Below are 20,509 nucleotides of genomic sequence, written 5' to 3'. Positions count from 1 at the left end.
GTGGGCGATTATGTAATTTCATGCCTCCTATGCATCAGCTAGCTAAGGGAGCTCATGTGCCCATATTTACACAGCTCTAAAAACACTATAATATATACTTATCTAGACGATACCGTACAGAAAGGGAGAGGGAGAGATGCCTAAAATTATTGTCACAGAAGAACAATGGATTCAGAAAGGAATCGAACGTTTTGAACAGGGTGGGATTGATCAACTCGTAGTTGAGAAAATGGCCGTTGCTTTAGGGTGCAGTAAGAGTAGTTTTTATTGGTATTTTAACAATCGCAGCAGCTACATTAGACAGATTGTGGAGACATGGAAGGAACAGACGACACAACAGGTTATTGCAGCGTCCATCATCCATGCTGCCGCAGATGAGCGGATCAGAGAGTTGTTAACCCAGATGTTCGGGAAGACGAAACGAGGAGATTTTCTGTTTTATCTGCGAAAACTGTCATTGAAGGATGATAGTTACCATTCCCTACTCAATGAAGTCGAACAGATGAGAATGGAGTTTATGAAGCAGCTTTTAATACAGAAGGGAATGCAACCAGAGAAAGCCTTTCAGAGATCATGGATGTTGTACCATTACTACTTAGGTTGGTATGAGCGTCACAAGCAAGAGACGTTAAGTGACGAAGCCATTCAACAGCATATTCACATGATTTGGACAGAGTGGATTTCAAATTAATTCAATTAAGGAGGATGCCACATGTTGGAGTTACTTACATGGGCAGTTGGCGGAATTCTATGGGTACTGAGCGGCATGCATCTATATTGGGTATTCGGCGGACAAAAAGGTGCAAAGGCAGCGATCCCAAGCACAGGAACGGCTTTGCTCTTTGAGCCCTCCAAGATAGGGACATCAATTGTAGCTATTCTACTAGCTTTAGCCGCTTGGTTCGTACTAGAACTAGGTGGAGTTACACAATTCCTGTTTTTCAGTACCTTTCATTCCTACGGTGCAGGCTTGTTGTCGTGCGTATTTATTTTACGTTCTATAGGAGATTTCAAATGGGTAGGGCTTTTCAAGAGAAAAAAAGGAACTGTTTTTGCAAAGTGGGACACTGTGCTCTACTCGCCCCTTTGTTTTCTCTTGGGAACAGCCATTTTAATCATTATGTTTTTGCGTACGGCATAGCTTAAAGCTGACCTCTATCAGGTGGTTTGTCTCTTTCGCACGTCTCCACTCGTTTCTTTCTCAGTGAAAAAGTACAGCAAAGCCAGTACAGGCAGGACGACTCCAATCAGAGAACTGAAATTCCAACCTCCTAACGCATACGACCAACCCCCTAATGATGATCCAATCGCTCCGCCTATGAAAAAAATAGACATGAATAATCCGTTCAAACGCCCTCTCGCTTCACTTCCCAAGAAGTAAATCACACGTTGTCCAAGTACAAGGTTTCCCGATACAGCCATATCCAGTGTAATCGCTGAAATAAAGAGAAGTACGAGCGCAACGGTCGAATGACTTTGAAAAAGATAGATGAGCAAAAAAGACAAGGCTGCAATGATCATAGCTAACCCGGTTAAACCTTTGCTCCAGCCTTTATCAGCCAATCTCCCAGCAATCGGAGCAGCTACTGCACCGCCTACGCCTACCAAAGCAAACAATGCAATCCCTTGTTGAGACATTCCGAAATCATCCGCCAATCGTAAAGGAACAACAGTCCAAAATAGGCTGAAGGCCCCAAATAGGCAGGCTTGATAGAGGGCACGGCGACGCAATGCAGGCGTTTGTTTTAAAAGAGTGCCTAACGAGAAAATCAATTTACTGTAAGATACCGTAGGCACAGGCTTGCGCTCTGGAAGAGCTCGCGAGAGCAGAATCGTCAACAGCGTCAAGACAATGGCTGACAAAATAAATACGGCTTGCCATCCCCAGGTGCTGGTGATAAAGCTTGCTACTGGCCGTGCGAACATAATGCCTAGCAAGAGTCCGCTCATGACATTCCCAACAACGCGGCCGCGCTGCTCTTCGGATGCTAAATAGGTGGCGTACGGCACCAGTATTTGGGCTACCACAGATCCAATTCCAATGAATAAGGATGCGGTCAGGAACAACGGGGCATTGGTGGCAAAAGCGGCAACAACCAATGCACAGACTGTGATGATTAGCGATATGACCATGAGCCGTCGATTTTCAATAATGTCGCTGAGCGGTACGATAAATAGCAATCCCACCACATAACCGATTTGAGTCAAGGTGACAATGAAGCCCGCTGCTGTAGAAGAAAGACCCATAGCAATGTGAATAGGTCCTACAAGGGTTTGAGCATAGTACAGGTTGGCAACAATAAGGCCGCATGCGGCTGCCAACAAAAACATCATCCAATTTGAGATACGGTTACTTTCTAAGGCTTGTTGTTCTCTTTGCATGATAATCCTCCTCATTAATTTAAATACTAAACGTATAGTTCATTAATTCTATAATCAAATAATATACTGAACGTTTCGTTTTGTAAATAGGCGAAATCAACTTTTTTATTTCACATAATATTTGATATACTGAACGTATAGTTTATTTTTCGCGTTTACTTATATCCGTTAAGAAGGTGAGCATTCCAGTGCAGAGCAAAAGAGGACGTCCACGTAATGTCGAGACGCAAAAATCTATCCTTAACGCTTCCTATGATCTACTGTTGGAGCAAGGCTTTGGGGCGGTTACGGTAGAAAAAATTGCTGAGCGAGCGAAAGTTAGCAAAGCCACCATTTATAAATGGTGGCCTAACAAAGCTGCAGTAGTGATGGATGGCTTCCTGTCAGCCACCATAGCAAGATTGCCCGTGCCCGACACGGGTTGTGTATTAGATGACATTCTCATTCATGCCACGAATTTAGTGCGGTTCTTAATAAGCCGAGAGGGTAAAATCATTACGGAGTTAATAGGCGAAGGGCAACTTGATTCAGGATTGTCAGAGGCATACCGGACCCGATATTTCCACCCTCGGCGACTTGAGGCTAGGCTTCTTATTGAGCGCGGAATAGAGCGCGGAGAATTGAAGGAAAATCTCGATATTGAATTATGTATCGATCTCATTTATGGGCCGGTTTTTTATCGATTGTTGGTAACCGGTTATCCATTAGACGATTCCTATGTGCGACAGTTAGTCATAAATGCGTTCAAAGGAATTGGCTTGGACTGAATGACGTGGCATCAAGCAGCCCTCACAGAGTATCCTCTGTGAGGGCTGCTTTTTCTTTTACCTGCCACGATCCTCTGGCTAACTCCTGATTTGTTTATTCGTCAGGGTCTATACTAATTTTTTGCAGTAAATCGATAAGAAGCTCCTCTTCCTCTTCGGATAGATTGTAGACAAGGCTGACATTGGACTCGTCCAATATTCCTTGTAGGACAGGGGAAAATTCTAGCGCCTTGGCCGTAGGAGACAAAAGATGGGAACGGCGGTCATTTGGGTCTGTTTTCCGTTCAATGTAGCCTGATTCCTCCAATTGTTTCACAGAGCGTGCCGTGGTTGCCTTGTCAAATTTAAGTTCATTCGTCAACTGCTCTTGTGTAATGCCCGGCCGCTGCAAAATGAGCTTTAAAAAGCTGTGTTGTCCTCCACTGCCGATTCCGTAAGGAGTCAGTTTTTTGGACAATATTTTTTGATTACGACGGTACAGGTGGGAAATTAGCTTTCCAATCGGTTGTTTTTTTCTCATCAAATACACCTCATTGGCTTAAAAATGACACATCCCCAGTTGGGACCAAAGCAAAGTTTACAATAACATTGTTGCACACGCAACTAATTTGCTGTACACTAGAACCGTTCATTTAGTTGCGCGTGCAACTAAATAGAAATTGTTAACGATAACGAGGTGTAATGATGAGTTCAACTGCTATAACGGCTACAACCTATCAAGAGAATATCGACGTCCAGAAGAAACGTTGGCTGATTTTAATTGTTTTGAATCTGTTTACATTTATGTCCACATTGGATGGAAGCATCGTCAATATCGCTCTTCCTGTGTTGTCTCGCACGTTACATTTACCCGTGGCACAGATTGAATGGGTGACAACCGCCTATTTAATGGCGATATGTACCGCTATCTTATTTTTTGGCAAGCTTGGAGATATCGTTGGTAAAATCAAAATATTCAAAATCGGCACAATCGTATTCATTCTTGGCTCCCTATTGTGCGGTCTTAGCTCTTCGCTCTCTATGCTGCTGATTTCCCGTATTATTCAGGCGTTTGGAGCGTCCATGACCATGGCGAACAGCCAGGGGATCGTGACAGATATCTTCCCGTCCAATGAACGGGGCAAAGCACTTGGCCTCATTGGAACCTTCGTTTCTCTGGGCAGTATCGCCGGGCCAAGCTTGGGCGGTATTATTGTCTCGTCGCTGGGCTGGCAGTATATTTTCTGGGTCAATGTACCGGTAGGGCTGGTAGCTGTCTTTCTTGGCTGGAAGCTTTTGCCGAAGGATTTGATCAAGGTGAAAGATAAAATTGACATTCCCGGTAGCTTAGTGTTTGCTATTTTTATTCTCACTTTGTTCGTCGGATTGTTGCTGGGACAGCAGGTCGGGTATGGAGACAAACGTATCGTTGCTTCGCTGGTGGTGGCTGTAGTTGCTTTTGCCATGTTCATTAGGTTGGAACTTCGTCGTTCTGGGCCGCTGTTACAGCTCGCGCTATTCAAAAATCCGTTATTTTCGCTCAGTATTTTGTGTGCTTTTCTGGTGTTCGTCGCTAATTTTTGCTTTAACATCATTTCGCCTTTCTATGCGCAGAATATGCTGAACTTGTCGCCTTTTCATGCCGGGTTCCTGCTGATGCTGCTCCCCATCTCGATGGTTATTGTGGCCCCTCTCAGCGGTGCACTTTCCGATAAAATCGGATCTGAACTGCTTACATTCGCCGGGCTGGTCGTTATGGTCATTGCCCAAATTGGATTGGCCCAACTGCATGCAGGCAGCTCCATCCCGCTCGTGGGTCTGTGGATTGCCATGCTGGGCATTGGCAGTGGTTTATTCCAATCGCCGAACAACTCGCTGATTATGTCCACGGTACCCCGCACACAGCTCGGCTCAGCCGGGAGTGTCAATTCGCTGGTTCGCAACGTCGGCATGGTTGTGGGGATCACTTTGGCCACATCGATCCTCTTTTATATTATGAGTAAAGAGGCTGGTTATCGGGTCACCGGCTTGGTCCCGGGTCATCCAGAAATTTTTCTGGCAGGCATGCATGTAGTCTTTATGACGTCCGCGTCCATCTGTCTTGTGGCGGCATTGTTAACAGGCTGGCGGCTGATTGGGGCTAGACGGGCAAAAACGCAGCAAGAAAAGGGATAAAGACCAAGAGAAGAAATAAAGCGTCCGTAGACAGAACAATAATCGTAGGATTAAGATGATGAGTATTGCAGTACAAACACGGCATTAAAAACAACATTTACAATTTTAAAAATGTGATACAAGGGTGGCGCTTACATGAAATATTGCTATGAATGCGGAACAAAATTGATGGTGAAGGAGTGTGAAGGTGAGGGCCCTATCCCCTTTTGTCATACATGCCAGGTCTTTCGTTTCCCGATATTCAGCACTGCGATCAGTACCGCTGTATTGAATAGTCAGAGAGATAAGGTGCTGCTCATACAGCAGTACAATATTCAGGGCTTCATTTTATTGGCAGGTTATGTGAGCAAGGGTGAATCCGCCGAGCAGACATTGGTGCGTGAAGTTAAGGAAGAAGTAGGATTACAAGTCGATGAGTATCAATATATGCGCAGTGAGTATTTTGAACGAAGCAATACACTGATGCTGAATTTTGTATCCATTGTGAATGACGATCAGTTGGATGTTCTTAGTACGGAGGTAGATCAAGCACGTTGGTTTACACTGGAGGAAGCCAAGCAAGCTATTTTGAAAAACAGCTTAGCGGAATCCTTCTTGCTGACCATTATTGAAAAGATTGAGGCAGGATTCATTTGAAGTGATATAAGCGTGGCGATGCCAAAATGATGAATTTACAGAATATATTGAATTGCTAAACCGCAAGATGGCTGCTCTTCAAAGGAACCCTCTTGCGGGTCACAGCATGTTTATACTCTTTGTCATTGCTGGAATTTCAGCTATTCCCCTCACATCCCCTACATTTCTACTAAACGTCCATTCTCTTTCCAGGATTGCAGTATTTTTTCAAGTACCCACTGATTTTTGTAGCCGTCCTCGAATATGGGAGCACGATCCACAGATTTTCCCCTTGCCAGCTCAACAAAATCTTCATAAGCCGTATGATTATAGATTACAGGGACAGCCCAAGTCTCGTATTCGGTACCTGGGTGTTCCAAGTCACGCAGCACAATGCGGATACTTTCCGGGTTATTGAGGCTGGCGTGCAGCGTACCAAGTTCTCCATAGATATCGACTTCGATATCGTGCCGTATGCCGATGGCATTTTTATGAGTGATAAAGGTTCCCACGGTATTGTCGCCTACGATGCCATGAAAGGCAGCAAGATCTTCCACATCTACTTTTACAGGCAGACCCGTGATCGGATCGAACCGCTCGGGTGTAATGGTATGTAACAGCGCTGCGACACTTTTAAATTCACCCACCAAAAAACGGGCCAGATCAATGATATGTGAGGCTGTATCCCCCACTACTCCAGAACCAGCCTTGGCTAAATTGTGACGCCATGTATATGGATGCTGACGATATGGCGCAAATGCATCCATTAGATAACGAAATTGAATGTTATAGATTTTACCCAGCTTTTGCTCATCCAGCAGTTGCTTGGTATATTGGAAGGCCGCCCCGTAGCGATGCTTATAGTGAACCAGCAAAGGCACCGGATTCGCTTTGTATAGCTTTTTCAACTGATCCGCTTCTTCCCATGTAAGAGTCAATGGTTTTTCTGCCAGTACAGCTTTGTGTTCTTCCAGCGCAATACGAATAATGTCAAAATGCACATCATTGGGTGTCAGCGACAGAATCGCATCTACCTCTGGGTCACGGATTAATGCTTCATAATGGGCGTACCGCTTGGAAGCAGGTAGTTGCAATTGTTCTCCGATGGCTTGAAGGCGATTGGGATTCACATCACTAACGGCCACAATAGATACCCCCGAGATGGTGTGCAGTGATCTCATGTGATATTCAGCGATCAGACCCAGGCCAATGATACCCATCCGAACTTGTTTGGTTGGGGAGGTGGAGGTACTCATATGTTCAGAATTCCCTTCTCTTCTATTTGGTTTGAACTCTGTAGCAAATTCCTTTTTGCTATGCAGTATCACCCGTTGCTTTGTAGAATAGTCCCCACAGGAAGTGATCGTCACAACCTTCAATTCAACAGTCTGATGCCGGGCAGTGAATACAATGTTCTATAAAAAAGGATCTGCAGCTCCGTTGTCCGGTGTTGCAGATCCTTTGTATCCCTTCTCTATATCGACTACATCAAAAATGTACCTACCACAAAAGACACCCCGACGATGACCGAGCGCAGCAGCTGTGCCAGAGCCACATTGCCGTTGGCAATTTCCTCACACACTTTGGTACGCGGCGTCACCAGATCAAAAATCACATAGACCAGACACAGCACTACAATGCCCACAGCCGACCAGGTTAGCATATCTAGCCATGAATGACTGCTGTACGACACCATTCCCACGATGATACACAGACCTAGCAGCTTTGCACCCATATAGATGCCTGCCGCCTCATTGCCGCGTGCGATTTCTTGATTATCGTTATAACGTGTCAGCAAGCTGAACACAAAATAACCTACGATTAAGATGGCAAACAGGATAAGCAGGCCGATACCTACATTGCCCAATGCGTTGCCCAAACTGATATGAGAGTCCAATTTTCTTCCTCCTTATGATACTTCAGGATTTTGCAAAATCCTCACTTGTGAAAATAACAGATATGTTCGAATATGGTACATTGTTTAATTCAGCTTATATAACGGGCGGATTAGGAGGTACGGTGGCAACAGCGGCGGCGCAATAATAGGCCATATCACCTGTTACCTTTTCACCGATTCGCGGCAGGACACCCGCAAAACGCCCCCCGATCACGAATATGCCTGTCAGCACATAGCCGTGAAATAGCCCTTCCTCGGTCTGTACCTCTGCGCTCTGCATCGGCCACAGCCGCTGATAAATCTTAGGCTGTCCCTCGTAATAAGCGGCAATATGTGCGGCTTCCTCCTGCTCAGGCGTTCGTGGACCATCAGCTTGGTGAAGCAGATCAGGGTTGTCAGTCTGCGCAGGTTCAACCTCTCCCAAAGCACCTTTCAGCATCTCTTCGGATTGAGGATGTTCAATCAAGTGCGTCCCTTTACCCTCCCGCCCCCATATACCTTTGGCCACATAAGGCTCTTTATTTTGCATAAACACCGAGGGTTCAAAATACGTAGGCAGCAGGTAGGTTCGTATCACCTCCAGCTCGCGATCGTCAAACAAGCGAAAACCACAGAACTCTGGTGTCTGCTCATTGCGCTCATATAGCGACCACACGGTTGCGGTGAACCCTTTGCTCTGGGTAATGATATGCTGCGGCGGGTTGATTAATCCTATTTTCCCGTCTGCCACCATATCCATTAACGCCTGCCCCACCTCAAGCCCCGTATCCTCCTCCCGGTCATCAATTAGATATTCCAGCGGATACAGGCGATAGAGAATGTGGATCTGCTCTCCCCGGTGATACAATCCTTCATTCGGGATAATCTCCAGTTCTTCCAAAGGCGCATAAACCACTTCAAACCCGGCTTGTTCACATAAATGCATAATATATTTGGTGTTCGTCTGATCCTCGATGTGCCAGTCATAGCAAGTGAAATACACCTTTGTTCCTAATCCCTTATTGCTATAAAAATGAATGAACTCCGTCAAGGCAGACTGAATCGCCTCGTCCATTCCAGATGAGGGTCCATGTAATGCATTGTCATCCGCCGATATTCCATCCCTACTCAGCACCTCCAGCAGCTTTCCTTCGAGATAAGCCACCTCGGGAATCCCGGTTGGGGTATCGGTGTTATTCTCTATGCACTTGATACCCGCTTCCCCCACAATCCAGTCCTGGCGGGTTATCCCATCCGGCTCGGCCTCCATTCGTGCAGCACGCAGCAAGCCTGGATGAATCCCCAACCGTTCCACCAGGTATTCATCCGGCATATAGCGCTGGACGAATTGCTGAACCTTGCGATAAATACGATGTACCGCCTCAGAAGCAGTCTGAAGCTCTGCCAGCTCGCTTTCCCGATATACCGTTAAGGCCGGCACGCAATAGGATTTACCATACATGCGATGATACGGAATTCTACGGCTGATTTCACCCTTAAAAAGCTCATTATGTTCATAAGGCAATTGCCGAATCGTGCGCATGCTCATCTTAACCCCCAGAGAAAAAGCCACTGCGTGAGCCGCTGCTGCCAAAACCGCTGTGTGAGCTGGAAGATGAGGATGAGCTTTTGCGGTAAGAACTGGAAGATGAACGACTACTATGGTAGGAGGAGCCTCCACTATAATATGTCGATCCACCATAGTAATACCCGCTGCTGCCTGAATCCCGACACGCCGTTTGTTCCGATACAGGAAGCTCATCGCAGTCATAATACTCGTCGTCACCGCAACCCGTCAGAGCAACCGGGACAGCCAACATCAGGGCAAAGGCCGCCATCCGTGTACGAGAGCCGGGCTTGGATTTCATTTTTTCCCAAGAATGCTCCATCACAGATCGACCTCCTTCACAAACAGATGTACCTTTTTCAGCTGAGGGTCCAGTACCGAATATATAAATTCATATGTTTTGCCACCCAGTACTGTATAGTGATCTAATAGTCGTTGGGCCAACTCCAAAGTAAATACTGAGCCTTCCCGCTGATCCATACTACGGAATGCAGGTTCATGCCATATCCAGTACATTGCACTGAATGTGGAAGTGTAACCTCCCTCACTGGCAAGCACGAGGTCTGTGATGGAGGCACCGTAAGGCTTTGCACGTTCCCCTGTAAATTCAGTCACATAGACGGAATGATCCGTATGTTCCTCACTTTCATTCGATATATGCGACCATAGTTTGTCATGGAGACGCGTAGCGTCTACAAGCTTGCGTAGAAACAGCTCATCTCCCGATACGGATTCCCGTGTCAGGCTGCGCAGTTCCTTTTGAGTGTCTTCCGACCATTCGCGATACGTTAATGAATAATAAATGATGATTCCCTTCCCTTCCTGTACGCTTCTGTCATGAGGTTTGCAACAAATCAAAGCGCTTCTGTCGTCGTTCACTATACGAGATTCTACCTTGAAAAGGTTCAATTTGGAAGAAAAACACGACAAAAAGCCGCAATCCCTAGGATTACGGCTTGATTTTAGCTGCTACAGCTTGATATTGTTCTCGTCGAAATATTCCTCCAGCGTCATCCCCTGCTTGGCTACATCCTCCGCAATGTCTATTCCCACATAACGGATATGCCAAGGCTCGTACACATAACCGGTTACATCTTCCTTCCCCTTCATATAACGAATAATAAATCCGTATTCCGGTGCATGTTTTTCCAGCCATTCGCCTTCCTTGGAAGCTCCGAAGGATTGCTCCAGCACATTACCTACGCTTGGGCTGGATACATCAATGGACAAACCTGTCTGATGCTCACTCGTACCCGGTACAGCGCTAACTTTAGAGGCATATTCCTGCCCCTTTGTCTTTACATTGTTGTTGAAAATAGATACCTGACGCTTATAGGAACGGTATCCCGATACCGCACGCAGCTCAATGCCGTCTTTTTCCGCCCCGTCGAACAGCTTCTCCAGTGCCTCTGCCGCTTCCTTACGCAAATGCCGCTTTTCATGCGGTCCCTCGAAGGAAAATGGTACCTGCGGCTCCACCAGATCATCGGGGACATAGCCTACAGGCAAGCTGCGCTTTTTGTTCACAACGACTGTATCAGAAGTCGCATTGGTGACGATCGCGGTTCCATCCTCTTCCTTAACCGTGGCTTGCAGCGCACTCTGGCTCCGCAACGCCATCACAGGGTCGGCTTGTCCGCCTTCTGTACCCGCAGAGGCTTGTCCAGCGCTAGTGCTGCCATTGTCCGCATCCGGCTGGGTGGAAGGCTGCACATTCTCCTGTACCGCTGTAGATGACTTCAACGGCTCGCTTTCCTGTCCACCTGATCCTCCCTGCTGGCAGGCTGCCAGTAATAGCCCTGGCAGGATCAGCCCTGGAATGAGCGCTTTGGTCCAGCGCTTAGATGCTCGCGTCTGTTGTATATGTCGTTTCATGCTGGTATCTCCTCCAATATTGCAATTGATGCATGACTTGCCGTCACTTTTCCGTTTCCCCATTGTAACTGAACTTTTGGCACTCTTCGAAGCCGTTATCCTGTTCGATGAAGGCGAATAGACTCGAAAAAGGAAGTATATACCCGAATTGTTACGGAGTATGACGTTTTTGCGGGATTGCAGCTCGGGCCCGCTCGGCTACCCGTTCACGTATGAGTTTCAATGCCTCTTCCGCACGGGGTAAACCCGGCAGCAAAGCCGTAATATCCGCTTCCTTCTTAGGAGCAAGCTTCTGCGGCAGACGAATCTCAATCGCGTGAAAGCCCGCACCGGGACGATGCAATGCTCCTTCTGCCGCAGACTCTGCAATCCATTCGCTAATCGCTGCCGATCCGCTACGTCCGCCCTCTGGCCGTGAGGTAGACTCAAGTGCGGGGGATGTCCCCTGCACATGGGATAACTCTCCGGCCCAAGCACTAAATACGTACTCCAGCAACTCTTCCCGCGACATTCCGATCAGTTCCAGACAGGTCTGCGGATCGCTTTCCAGACCGGCTTGAAGAGCTTTCTTCACATCGTCGACTACACCCACGCCATCCTCCATGCTGGAAGTGGCTGTCTCAGCTGCTAGCTGAACGATCTCATCCAGCGATAGACAGGTTTCCCCTTGCAAAAAACGATAGATATCCAAAGGATCTGCTTTTAGCTGCTCCAGCCATGCCTTCCGCTGTTCGGGGTTTAGTACAGGCGCTGGGCCAGTCCATTGGACAGCATGTGTGGAAGGTACACCCGTTGATTCGCCTTCCAACCCCAATCCGTCTAATTCCGCTATCCATTGACCGTCAGTTACTTTTAGCTTCACTCGCGGCCTCGTCATCGCCTTCATCCTTTCTCTGCTCACTCAATCCATACATCATTTTGCAGCGCAATCAGACCGCGCAATTCATCATCAGACATTTCGGTGAGCCAATGTTCACCGGAGCCGACAACCTGCTCGGAAAGTGCCTTTTTGCTCTCGATCAGCTCGTCGATCCGCTCCTCCAGTGTACCTTGGCAAATCAGCTTGTGCACTTGTACATTGCGGCTTTGACCAATACGGAATACGCGGTCCGTCGCCTGGTTTTCCACTGCAGGATTCCACCAGCGGTCATAGTGAATGACATGGCTGGCGCGTGTCAGGTTCAGGCCCACGCCACCTGCACGCAGGGAAAGTACGAATATATTCGGTCCTTCTCCCTGCTGGAAGTTGTGAACAATTTCATCACGTCTGGTTTTCGCCAGTCCTCCATGCAGAAAATACGGCTCTTCCCCGAAGATTTTGGCCAAACGAGAGACCAGCAATTCTCCCATCGACACATATTGGGTGAATATCAGCGCCGATTCGCCGTTCTCGCGAATCGTCTCTACCAATTCCAGCAGTCGCTCCATTTTGCCCGAGTTTTCAGTTTTACCACTATCAGCCCGGCCTGGAATGATCAGACCCGGATGGTCACAAATCTGCTTCAACTTGGTCAGCGAAGATAGAACAAGCCCTTTGCGAGCCATACCGATCTGCCCATCCAGTGTTCCCAATAATTGATCCACCACGCCCCGATACAATCCGGCCTGCTCTGGTGTCAGTACACAGTAGGATTTCAACTCCAGCTTCTCTGGCAAATCCTTGCGTATATCTGGGTCGCTTTTGAGACGACGCAGCATGAACGGGGAGACGAGGCGATGAAGCTCACGCAACGCGGACCCCCGCTCCTCTCCTGCCAGACTGTAACGCTGGCGGAATGAAGAAGCCGTACCGAGGTAACCTGGATTCAGAAATTGAAAAATAGACCACAGCTCGCTCAGCCGATTCTCTACCGGGGTACCCGTCATGGCAATCCGATGTGGAGCAGACAGCTTCATGACGCTTTGTGCTTGCTTTGTTCGTGCATTTTTTATATATTGCGCCTCATCCAACACGATGGACGACCAGTATACCGCAGATAAATCGCTGCCGTCCCGGCCCGCCAAATGATAGGTAGTGAGGACGATATCATACTCACGTACACTTTCCTGAAACAGCTCGCCGTGGAGTCGCTGGTTGCCATGGTGAATATACAGTGACAAATCCGGTGAAAAGCGCTTCAACTCGCGCTGCCAGTTGCCAAGCAAGGACGTCGGACAGATGATCAACGCCGGACGTTGATCATCTGCGCCGATGCCACCGTCGAGCAGGCAGGTGATGACTTGAATCGTTTTACCAAGTCCCATGTCGTCCGCAAGGCAGACGCCAAAGCCCAATCCACGCATCGCAGCCAGCCATTGAAAGCCGCGCTCTTGATAGGGCCGTAATGCGCCATGCAGCGTCTCCGGCACAGGCCGTGGCTCTACCGAACGGAGTACGCCGCCCTCAGCCAAGGACGCAAGCAATCCGGCGGATTCCGCGCCAAAGATGGACAAGCCTTTCCATGAGGCCTCGCCTGCACTTTCATTTTCTGCAGCTAGATGCATCCATTCGGACAAGCTCATCTCACCGTTTTCCCCGCGCTTGATAAAGCGCAGCACCTGACGGATTTCCTTGGGATCGACCTCGATCCATTCCCCTCCGAGACGTACATACGGCAAATTGGCCGCGACGATGCTTTCCAGTTCCTCCATCGTCAAAATCGTATCACCCAGCACAGCCTCGGCATCAAACGAAATCATGCGGTTAATGCCGACAGACGATGTATCGGCAATCACACCATCTGGCTTGGCACCCTGCTCTGTCGAACGCATTTTGAGCCGCAAGCCTGCACGTCTTCGGCCCTCCCGGCTCCAGCGTGAAGGCATTTGCACGGTGATACCGTTCTTTTGTAGTGCAGGAACGGCTTCCGTCAGGAAGCGGAAGAACAACTCTGGCTCCAGTGTCAGCCCCTCGGGATAAGGACGATTCAATGCTTCTTGCAATATAGGTGCCGCTTCAGCCGCCTGTCCGAGCCTCATTAACAGTTGCGCCTGCACTTGACGATATACAATTCCGCCTCGAACCAGATCACGTTCAGGATGCGCCCACAGTGCCAGAGCAGGCAGTCGCAACCCCGGCTCAGCATCGCTTTCTGCCCAAAAGGTAATGCGCCATTCCTTCACACTCTCTTCCAGCGAAGGCTCCAAACGAAGGCACAACCGCAGTTGCCCTTCTATAGGCTCTTTGTCTTCCCGTTCCGTGACAGGCATTGCGCTTCCCTCAAGAGAGGACGCTTGAAGCACCAGCTCCTCCATCTCCGCGGGCGTTCCCTGAATCGCCACCGGGCGGGAACCTGTCAGCAGACTGTTCCACCACAGCTCTGCCAGCGGCGATCCTCCGCGCCGATACTCTGCGCGATATCGGCCCAGCTCACGGTCTGAGGCTGCCAGCACCGCGGTCGTTTCCGCATGGATGACCGCACACAAGAAGGAGTACAGTACGATTCCGGCTGCATCCTCACGTGTTTCAGGCTCCTTGCCCGCAAAAACAGCCGGAGCCGCCATACAAACAGCCGGCATTGCAGCAGCCAGCTCATAAAAGCGGCGTATGTCCTCCTCTTGACACAGTCGAGGAATCCACACCCCGACAGCCGCTTCCGGACCACGACGGCGCGGTCCCGATGGACGCGCCTCTGTAAGCGATGGCGCAATTTCGCCCCGCTGCATCAGCTCTAGCGCAAAATAAGCAGCTTTTTGCCAATATTGCATTTCCTCGCCCAGCGTAATGCCCGATGCCGCACAGCCCTTCTCGTCCATGCGGGTCAACAGTGCCATCGTCTCGCGCGGTTCCAGCGCCAAACCCTCCAATGTACGCCCCAGCATGGAACGTCTTTTGCCACCTCTGCCCACGGTTTCCACACGAGCAGTGTTCGGTATCCGTACCTCAGCAAGACGCAACGCAGCCTGCCGAAACGGCCGAAGGTCTCCCTTTAGCGTCAGCCTGCGGATTACACTGCTCCACGCATCGATACGTGGTTCCGACGTCTCACCAGAAAAGCAAAAAAACACATCTCCGAGCCATATTCCATAAAGCGGTTGATTCATATCTGTCTCCCGTCCAGCCTTTTGAATTATTACTCTTCATCATATACGAAAACGGGCTCTTTTCAAAACTTTATCACAAAAATAAATGGAAAGTCATAAGTTAATAACCTTAAATATTCATGTGGTTAACTATAAATAAGAGAATCAATTTACAGGATTAATTGTCTTTTTCTTCATCATCTGCTTTTGCATCCTTCAGATAAGGGTTCAGGCTGTCTTGCAGCAATTCCTTGACCCTCATCCGCAGTTCTTTCGGATATATGACCTCGGCCTCTGGCCCGTATTTTAGCAAAAGTCGGGACACATATCTAAACTCTTCGACCGGAATATATCCCTGCCATTCCTGACCCTGCCCTTCCTGATGGGAAACATTTTGGAAGAGGGCATCTGATCCGGCCAGCCTGGCACCCAATGCGGTAAATTTTATTTTAGACGGAATTCCTATACGGGAATCCTCCGAAGCCAACCATTCCTGAAGTGTGGGAAGGCTGTCCAAGGTTTCGTCCAGCATCGTTATTGTAATCACCCGATCTGAACGGTACAGAATGATGCGGTCTCTGCTATGCGCTGGCATGTACCAATATCCGTGATCAAAATACAGTCCAATCGGATATACTTCAGTCCACTTTTCACCGGAAGCGGAGCGGTAATGCATGTTCACCCGGCGCTTATTCAGCGCAGCCTCCAAAATGATTGAGGTGTAGGGTGACTCTTCGTGAGTGGGTAGCATACGAAAAGAAATGTACTCCTTTAATTGATCAATACTGTCCTGCACATCCTGTGGAAGCTCGGCATAATAATGCTCGGATAAATGTCCACGAACCGAGCCAAAAGGGATATCTGGAATGTTCTCCAACAGTTGCAGCATGAGAAAAAGACCCAGAGCCTCGTCGCGGGCAAGATGAAGGGGAGGAAGAAGCCGATTGGGAAGTGCCCGATACCCGCCATGGGGGCCCATTTCGGTATAAAGGGGTAACCCGGTCTGCTGCAAATAGTCGAGATCTCTTTGTATCGTCCTGACGGAGACACCAAAACGTTCAGCCAGCTCACGCGCCGTATATTTTTTTCGGGAATCCAGTATCCTCATAAGAGCAATCCTGCGTTCGTTCATAAGGTACCCCTCGATTCAAAAATTAATTTAAAATGACCGTTTAACTACGACATACTATGTCATAAATACATTGTAACATTAGGAAATAGAAAGGAGTGAATGAACTATGGGGGATTTGAAATCAAACGCAGTTGTGCTGTATATTGCCATGAGTCTCGACGGGTATATAGCTTTGCCGGACGGTTCGGTGGACTGGCTGTATGATGTTAAAGGGGATGGCGGGGACAATGGATATGCCGACTTTTACGACACCGTAGGTACAGTGCTGATGGGCAGGCTGACGTATGAGGAAGTGTTGAAGCTCTCAGATGATTTCCCTTATGCTGGCAAGCCATGCTATGTGCTCACACGAGCATTAACGGAGCAACAGCAAGCGCCACATGTTACATTTACGGACGAAGCTCTGACTGAACTGGTTCCACGTCTACAAGAACAATCGGAAGGTGCGGTATGGCTAGTCGGTGGAGGCCAGTTAGTCCGGGCCTTCTTACAAGCTGGACTGCTGGAGAAGGCTATCATTGCGATCATTCCCAAGGTGCTTGGACAAGGAATACCGTTATTTCCAGAAGGAACGCTACCAAGCACGTTTAAGCTCAAAGAAATAGAACGCCGCGGGGATATCGCTCTGCTCCATTACCATTTATAATTTTGTTTACAGAAAAGCCTTCATATTTCAGGATCACGTAATCTCCCTGAAATATGAAGGCTTTATCGCGTGCTTTTGTTCATTATTTGGTCTTCAAATTATCCCATGTTCTCTGGAAATCCTCGAATAGCTTCCCAGCATCCGATTTACCTGCCACATAAGCTTGCATCTGACTTCCGAATTCTTGCTGTGCTCCTTCAGGATAGCGGCTAAAGAACCAGCCCAACAGTTTGTTTTCCTTACTGTATTTCACCACTTCCGCACCCAATTGGCCCATATCAGCCTCTGCTCCTTCGATGCTCTTGAATGCTGGAATAAACTTGAATTCCTTGGTGATATACTTTTTCCCCTGCTCGGATGTCACCATCCAGTTTAAGAACTCCTTCGCCTCGGGTTTGACAGTCGAATTTTTATTAACCACCCAGTTGTTAGCGACACCTACAAACAGCTTATCTCCGGCTGTTGCGTCTTCACCAATCGGCATAGGCAAAATCCCCAAATTCAGCTTCGGATTAATACCATCAATTTGGACCTGAGTCCAGTTCCCTTGCTGCATCATGGCAGCCTTTCCAGTGGCGAAATTCGTTACCTGCGTGTTGTAATCGGTCGTGAGTGGCTTCGAATTGCCATACTTCAGTGTCAGATCGAACAGTTTAACCCACTCGGCGAATACAGCGTTGCCCGGAATCTTTGCTGTTCCATCATTTAGTCCTTTGACGAAGGCCGAAGGGTCCGGCTGATTGGCAAATGCCACGTTCAGCAAATGATTGCCTAACACCCAAAACTCCTGATATCCATTAGAAAATGGAGTAATCCCTGCGGCTTGGAGCTTTTGCGCAGCTCCCTCCAGTTCGGACAATGTTTTAGGGGTCTCCGTAATCCCCGCCTTCTTGAACAAATCCTTGTTATAAATAAAGCCGTAACCCTCCAGATTCATCGGCTGGCCATACAGCTTGCCGTCTTTGGTCATCGGCTCTTTGGCGACATCCACCACATCGCCAACCCAAGGCTGGTCAGACAGGTCCTCCAAATATTCCAGCCACGTATCCAGCTCACGGTAACCTCCTACGTTAAAAATATCCGGTTGCTCCCCGGAGGCGAACTTCGCCTTTAACGCCGCACCATAGTCACTGCCCCCGCCCACGGTCTGAATATCGAGCTTGATGCCTGGATGAGACGCTTCATATTCTGCCTTCATGCGATTCAGCGCTTCTGCAATCTCTACCTTAAACTGAAAAATGTGAATTGTTTTTTCCTTCACTTCCTCTTTGCCTGCGTTTTGTCCGCCACTGCTGTTACAACCTGCCAAAACCAGAGCAAAGGCCGCGAGGAGCAAGATGAGTGCTTGAGCTTTCTTTTTAAAAGTATGCGTTTTCATTTTCATGTTCCTTTCTATTCTAAATTCATATCAGATGAACTCGAAAAATTCATGTGGAAACGGAGTAAACGGAAAACGGAATGGTGCTGAACAAGCGATAGCGCTCGCCTTTGTCTCTAGATTCCCACCTTTATTCGCTTATTCAGGGGAATCTGGAGGCAACAGCGATGGTAAGCACCATCCGTTTGCGGAGTGGCCACCGTGTACATTTTCAGCTCATCCCACACTCAACCTTTGACCGAACCAGCCATAATACCTTGTATAATATATTTTTGCATGGCCAGAAAGAATACGATGACAGGCAAGATGCCCAGCACCAGAGCAGGCAAAGCCAAATCCCACTGCTTCGTGTATTGTCCAAAAAAGGCATAGGTAGCAATCGGAATCGTGCGCAGTTCAGCCTTTTGCAGTACCAGAGAAGGCAGGAGATAATCATTCCAAATCCAGAGCGTATTTAAAATAATAACAGTTACCATCATCGGTAGCATCAACGGATACACAATTCGGAAAAACACTCCGTAAGGCGTACAGCCGTCCACCGTAGCTGCTTCTTCCACCTCGACTGGCACACCTTTGACGAATCCATGAAAGAGAAAGATCGACATTGGAGCTCCGAATCCCAGATAACAGATTACCAGACCACTTATACTGTTCATTAAATCCAGTGTACTTACAACCTTGACCAAAGGAATCATCACCGATTGAAAAGGAATGACCATGGCAGCTACGAACAGGCTGAACAACACCCGATTATAACGCGTCGGACGCCGGACCATTCGGTAAGCAGCCATTGAGCTGATCAGTACGAGCAGCAGATTACTAATTACCGTAACCACGAGTGAATTCCATAAAGCTTCGGGAAAACGCGTGATGCTCCACGCTCTAGCGTAGTTGCTCCATACAAAGGTTTGTGGCCAGGCCGCAGAATCGGTGAGCAGGTCACCAAAGCTTTTGACCGAATTCACGAATAAAAAGTAAAACGGGACGAGGAATAACAATGCGACGAGGATCATCACCATCTCGGTCGCCCATGTTCCAAAGCGGTAGCGCTTGCTTGTTTCCATTTACGCTTCCACCTCCCGACTTTTCGTCAGTCGTACCTGAAGGCTCGTAACCAGAGCAACAATGATAAAGAAAATGAGTGCTTTAGCTGTTCCCAGCCCATAACGATTATTCACAAACGCTTCATTGTAAATATTGAGTGCAACCGACTCTGTGGACCCGAAGGGACCGCCTTTGGTCAGTGACAAATTGAGATCGAACATTTTGAATGACCATGATATCGCCAGGAAAAGACAAACCGTAACGGCAGGCATGATCAAAGGAAGTATAATCGACTGCAAAATTTGCATCCGGCTTGCTCCGTCAATTTCGGCTGCTTCCAGCATATCGCGGGGCACATTGGTTAGGGAAGAGATATAAATAACCATCAAATACCCGGCAGTTTGCCAGATAAACACGATGACAATGCCCCAGAAGGCCGTGATCTCATCTCCCAACCAGGACAGGTTGAAGAAGGACCAGTTCGTGCTCTCTCCGATTGCTGCAAATCCCTTGACGAAAATAAACTGCCAGATAAAACCCAGCAACAGACCTCCGATCACATTAGGCATAAAAAAGATGGTCCTGAGTACATTTTTTGTTTTCAGCGGTTTGGTTAGAAAATACGCCAGCAGAAAGCCAAAAATATTCGCAGCCACCACTCCTACCACCGTAAAACGGACCGTAAACCAGAACGCTGTCCCAAATTTGTCATCATTCCATAAAATGTGACTGAAATTATCCAGCCCGACCCACTTTGCCTCATTGGCTACCCCATTCCACTCTGTAAAAGAATAGTACATTCCGAGCATAAAAGGGATTACAATAATGATAACGAAAAATAACGTCGACGGCCCTACAAAAATGCATTGCTGGAGCCATTGCGACGACTTGGCGCGATTCAATCCGATCCCCCCCTTTTGTTGTCTGTTGGTGTCTGGAACGCTCCCTTACGGCTTTCTTTCAGCAGCATGATGCTTGGGCCGTACGGATATGCGATTCACATGTTCATTATGTCGAATAAGCGCTCTGGAGAACACGTAGGATCGTGAACCATTAGGGGGGAAAATATTG

Annotated in this window: 20 protein-coding genes; 6 read left to right on the top strand and 14 right to left on the bottom strand. The window is 48.1% G+C overall.

Annotated features, from left to right (window positions below; translation table 11 throughout):
* Window positions 1-136: 136 nt before the first annotated feature.
* Both MKX59_RS23725 and MKX59_RS23720 read left to right on the top strand, forming a co-directional pair.
* Window positions 137-691 carry a TetR/AcrR family transcriptional regulator gene (locus MKX59_RS23725; RefSeq protein WP_071559377.1) on the top strand — a complete coding sequence of 185 codons (555 nt, stop codon included), beginning with the start codon at window positions 137-139 and terminating at the stop codon, window positions 689-691.
* A gap of 21 nt (window positions 692-712) precedes the next feature.
* On the top strand, window positions 713-1,141 hold the full coding sequence (locus MKX59_RS23720; protein ID WP_071559378.1) for a DUF3995 domain-containing protein: 429 nt from the start codon (window positions 713-715) through the stop codon (window positions 1,139-1,141).
* Window positions 1,142-1,158: 17 nt separating this feature from the next.
* On the opposite strand, the gene MKX59_RS23715 is transcribed toward MKX59_RS23720, so the two are convergent.
* Window positions 1,159-2,382 (bottom strand): MFS transporter, encoded by a 1,224-nt coding sequence (locus tag MKX59_RS23715; RefSeq protein ID WP_340859061.1) that lies wholly within the window; start codon window positions 2,380-2,382, stop codon window positions 1,159-1,161.
* 188 nt (window positions 2,383-2,570) lie between these two features.
* Between MKX59_RS23715 and MKX59_RS23710 the strand changes: the two genes are divergently transcribed.
* Window positions 2,571-3,149: a TetR/AcrR family transcriptional regulator gene (locus MKX59_RS23710; protein ID WP_028541135.1), complete on the top strand. Its 579-nt coding sequence runs from the start codon at window positions 2,571-2,573 to the stop codon at window positions 3,147-3,149.
* Window positions 3,150-3,243: 94 nt separating this feature from the next.
* Here the strand turns inward: MKX59_RS23710 and MKX59_RS23705 are convergent, their stop codons facing one another.
* Window positions 3,244-3,669, bottom strand: a complete 426-nt coding sequence (locus MKX59_RS23705; RefSeq protein WP_023986805.1) for a MarR family winged helix-turn-helix transcriptional regulator — start codon at window positions 3,667-3,669, stop codon at window positions 3,244-3,246.
* 164 nt (window positions 3,670-3,833) lie between these two features.
* Here MKX59_RS23705 and MKX59_RS23700 point away from each other — a divergent pair, with 164 nt between their 5' ends.
* Window positions 3,834-5,303, top strand: a complete 1,470-nt coding sequence (locus MKX59_RS23700; protein ID WP_071559381.1) for an MFS transporter — start codon at window positions 3,834-3,836, stop codon at window positions 5,301-5,303.
* A 135-nt stretch (window positions 5,304-5,438) separates the two neighbouring features.
* Complete coding sequence (locus MKX59_RS23695; protein ID WP_071559382.1) at window positions 5,439-5,939, top strand: NAD(+) diphosphatase; 501 nt, start codon at window positions 5,439-5,441, stop codon at window positions 5,937-5,939.
* A 158-nt stretch (window positions 5,940-6,097) separates the two neighbouring features.
* Here the strand turns inward: MKX59_RS23695 and MKX59_RS23690 are convergent, their stop codons facing one another.
* The 9 genes from MKX59_RS23690 to MKX59_RS23650 all read right to left on the bottom strand — a co-directional run bounded on the left by MKX59_RS23690 (window position 6,098) and on the right by MKX59_RS23650 (window position 16,370).
* Window positions 6,098-7,174 (bottom strand): Gfo/Idh/MocA family protein, encoded by a 1,077-nt coding sequence (locus MKX59_RS23690; RefSeq protein ID WP_071559383.1) that lies wholly within the window; start codon window positions 7,172-7,174, stop codon window positions 6,098-6,100.
* 227 nt (window positions 7,175-7,401) lie between these two features.
* The gene (locus tag MKX59_RS23685; protein ID WP_023986801.1) at window positions 7,402-7,815 is read right to left on the bottom strand and encodes a DUF350 domain-containing protein; all 414 of its coding nucleotides are present in this window, start codon (window positions 7,813-7,815) and stop codon (window positions 7,402-7,404) included.
* A gap of 94 nt (window positions 7,816-7,909) precedes the next feature.
* The gene (locus MKX59_RS23680) at window positions 7,910-9,343 is read right to left on the bottom strand and encodes a glutathionylspermidine synthase family protein (protein ID WP_340859059.1); all 1,434 of its coding nucleotides are present in this window, start codon (window positions 9,341-9,343) and stop codon (window positions 7,910-7,912) included.
* 1 nt (window position 9,344) lies between these two features.
* Window positions 9,345-9,683 (bottom strand): hypothetical protein, encoded by a 339-nt coding sequence (locus MKX59_RS23675; RefSeq protein WP_340859402.1) that lies wholly within the window; start codon window positions 9,681-9,683, stop codon window positions 9,345-9,347.
* Entirely contained in the window at window positions 9,683-10,240 is a 558-nt protein-coding gene (locus MKX59_RS23670; protein WP_226887799.1) for a hypothetical protein, read from the bottom strand. The genes MKX59_RS23675 and MKX59_RS23670 overlap by 1 nt, the downstream gene beginning before the upstream one ends.
* A gap of 90 nt (window positions 10,241-10,330) precedes the next feature.
* On the bottom strand, window positions 10,331-11,236 hold the full coding sequence (locus MKX59_RS23665; RefSeq protein WP_071559386.1) for a M15 family metallopeptidase: 906 nt from the start codon (window positions 11,234-11,236) through the stop codon (window positions 10,331-10,333).
* 151 nt (window positions 11,237-11,387) lie between these two features.
* Window positions 11,388-12,113 (bottom strand): phosphoribosylglycinamide synthetase, encoded by a 726-nt coding sequence (locus MKX59_RS23660; RefSeq protein WP_071559387.1) that lies wholly within the window; start codon window positions 12,111-12,113, stop codon window positions 11,388-11,390.
* A gap of 20 nt (window positions 12,114-12,133) precedes the next feature.
* Complete coding sequence (locus MKX59_RS23655; RefSeq protein WP_340859055.1) at window positions 12,134-15,259, bottom strand: DEAD/DEAH box helicase; 3,126 nt, start codon at window positions 15,257-15,259, stop codon at window positions 12,134-12,136.
* A 157-nt stretch (window positions 15,260-15,416) separates the two neighbouring features.
* Window positions 15,417-16,370, bottom strand: a complete 954-nt coding sequence (locus MKX59_RS23650) for a helix-turn-helix transcriptional regulator (RefSeq protein ID WP_076295418.1) — start codon at window positions 16,368-16,370, stop codon at window positions 15,417-15,419.
* Between the two features lie 106 nt (window positions 16,371-16,476).
* Here MKX59_RS23650 and MKX59_RS23645 point away from each other — a divergent pair, with 106 nt between their 5' ends.
* Entirely contained in the window at window positions 16,477-17,016 is a 540-nt protein-coding gene (locus MKX59_RS23645) for a dihydrofolate reductase family protein (RefSeq protein WP_028541144.1), read from the top strand.
* Between the two features lie 82 nt (window positions 17,017-17,098).
* Here MKX59_RS23645 and MKX59_RS23640 read toward each other — a convergent pair whose 3' ends face one another.
* The 3 genes from MKX59_RS23640 to MKX59_RS23630 all read right to left on the bottom strand — a co-directional run bounded on the left by MKX59_RS23640 (window position 17,099) and on the right by MKX59_RS23630 (window position 20,340).
* Window positions 17,099-18,394: an ABC transporter substrate-binding protein gene (locus tag MKX59_RS23640; RefSeq protein ID WP_028541145.1), complete on the bottom strand. Its 1,296-nt coding sequence runs from the start codon at window positions 18,392-18,394 to the stop codon at window positions 17,099-17,101.
* 227 nt (window positions 18,395-18,621) lie between these two features.
* Window positions 18,622-19,458 (bottom strand): carbohydrate ABC transporter permease, encoded by an 837-nt coding sequence (locus tag MKX59_RS23635; protein ID WP_023986791.1) that lies wholly within the window; start codon window positions 19,456-19,458, stop codon window positions 18,622-18,624.
* Window positions 19,459-20,340 (bottom strand): carbohydrate ABC transporter permease, encoded by an 882-nt coding sequence (locus tag MKX59_RS23630; protein WP_340859052.1) that lies wholly within the window; start codon window positions 20,338-20,340, stop codon window positions 19,459-19,461.
* Between the last annotated feature and the right edge of the window lie 169 nt (window positions 20,341-20,509).

It is taken from the genome of Paenibacillus sp. FSL R7-0340, from assembly GCF_038002205.1.
GTDB lineage: Bacteria > Bacillota > Bacilli > Paenibacillales > Paenibacillaceae > Paenibacillus > Paenibacillus polymyxa_B.
This window is presented reverse-complemented; position numbering and strand designations above follow the sequence as displayed.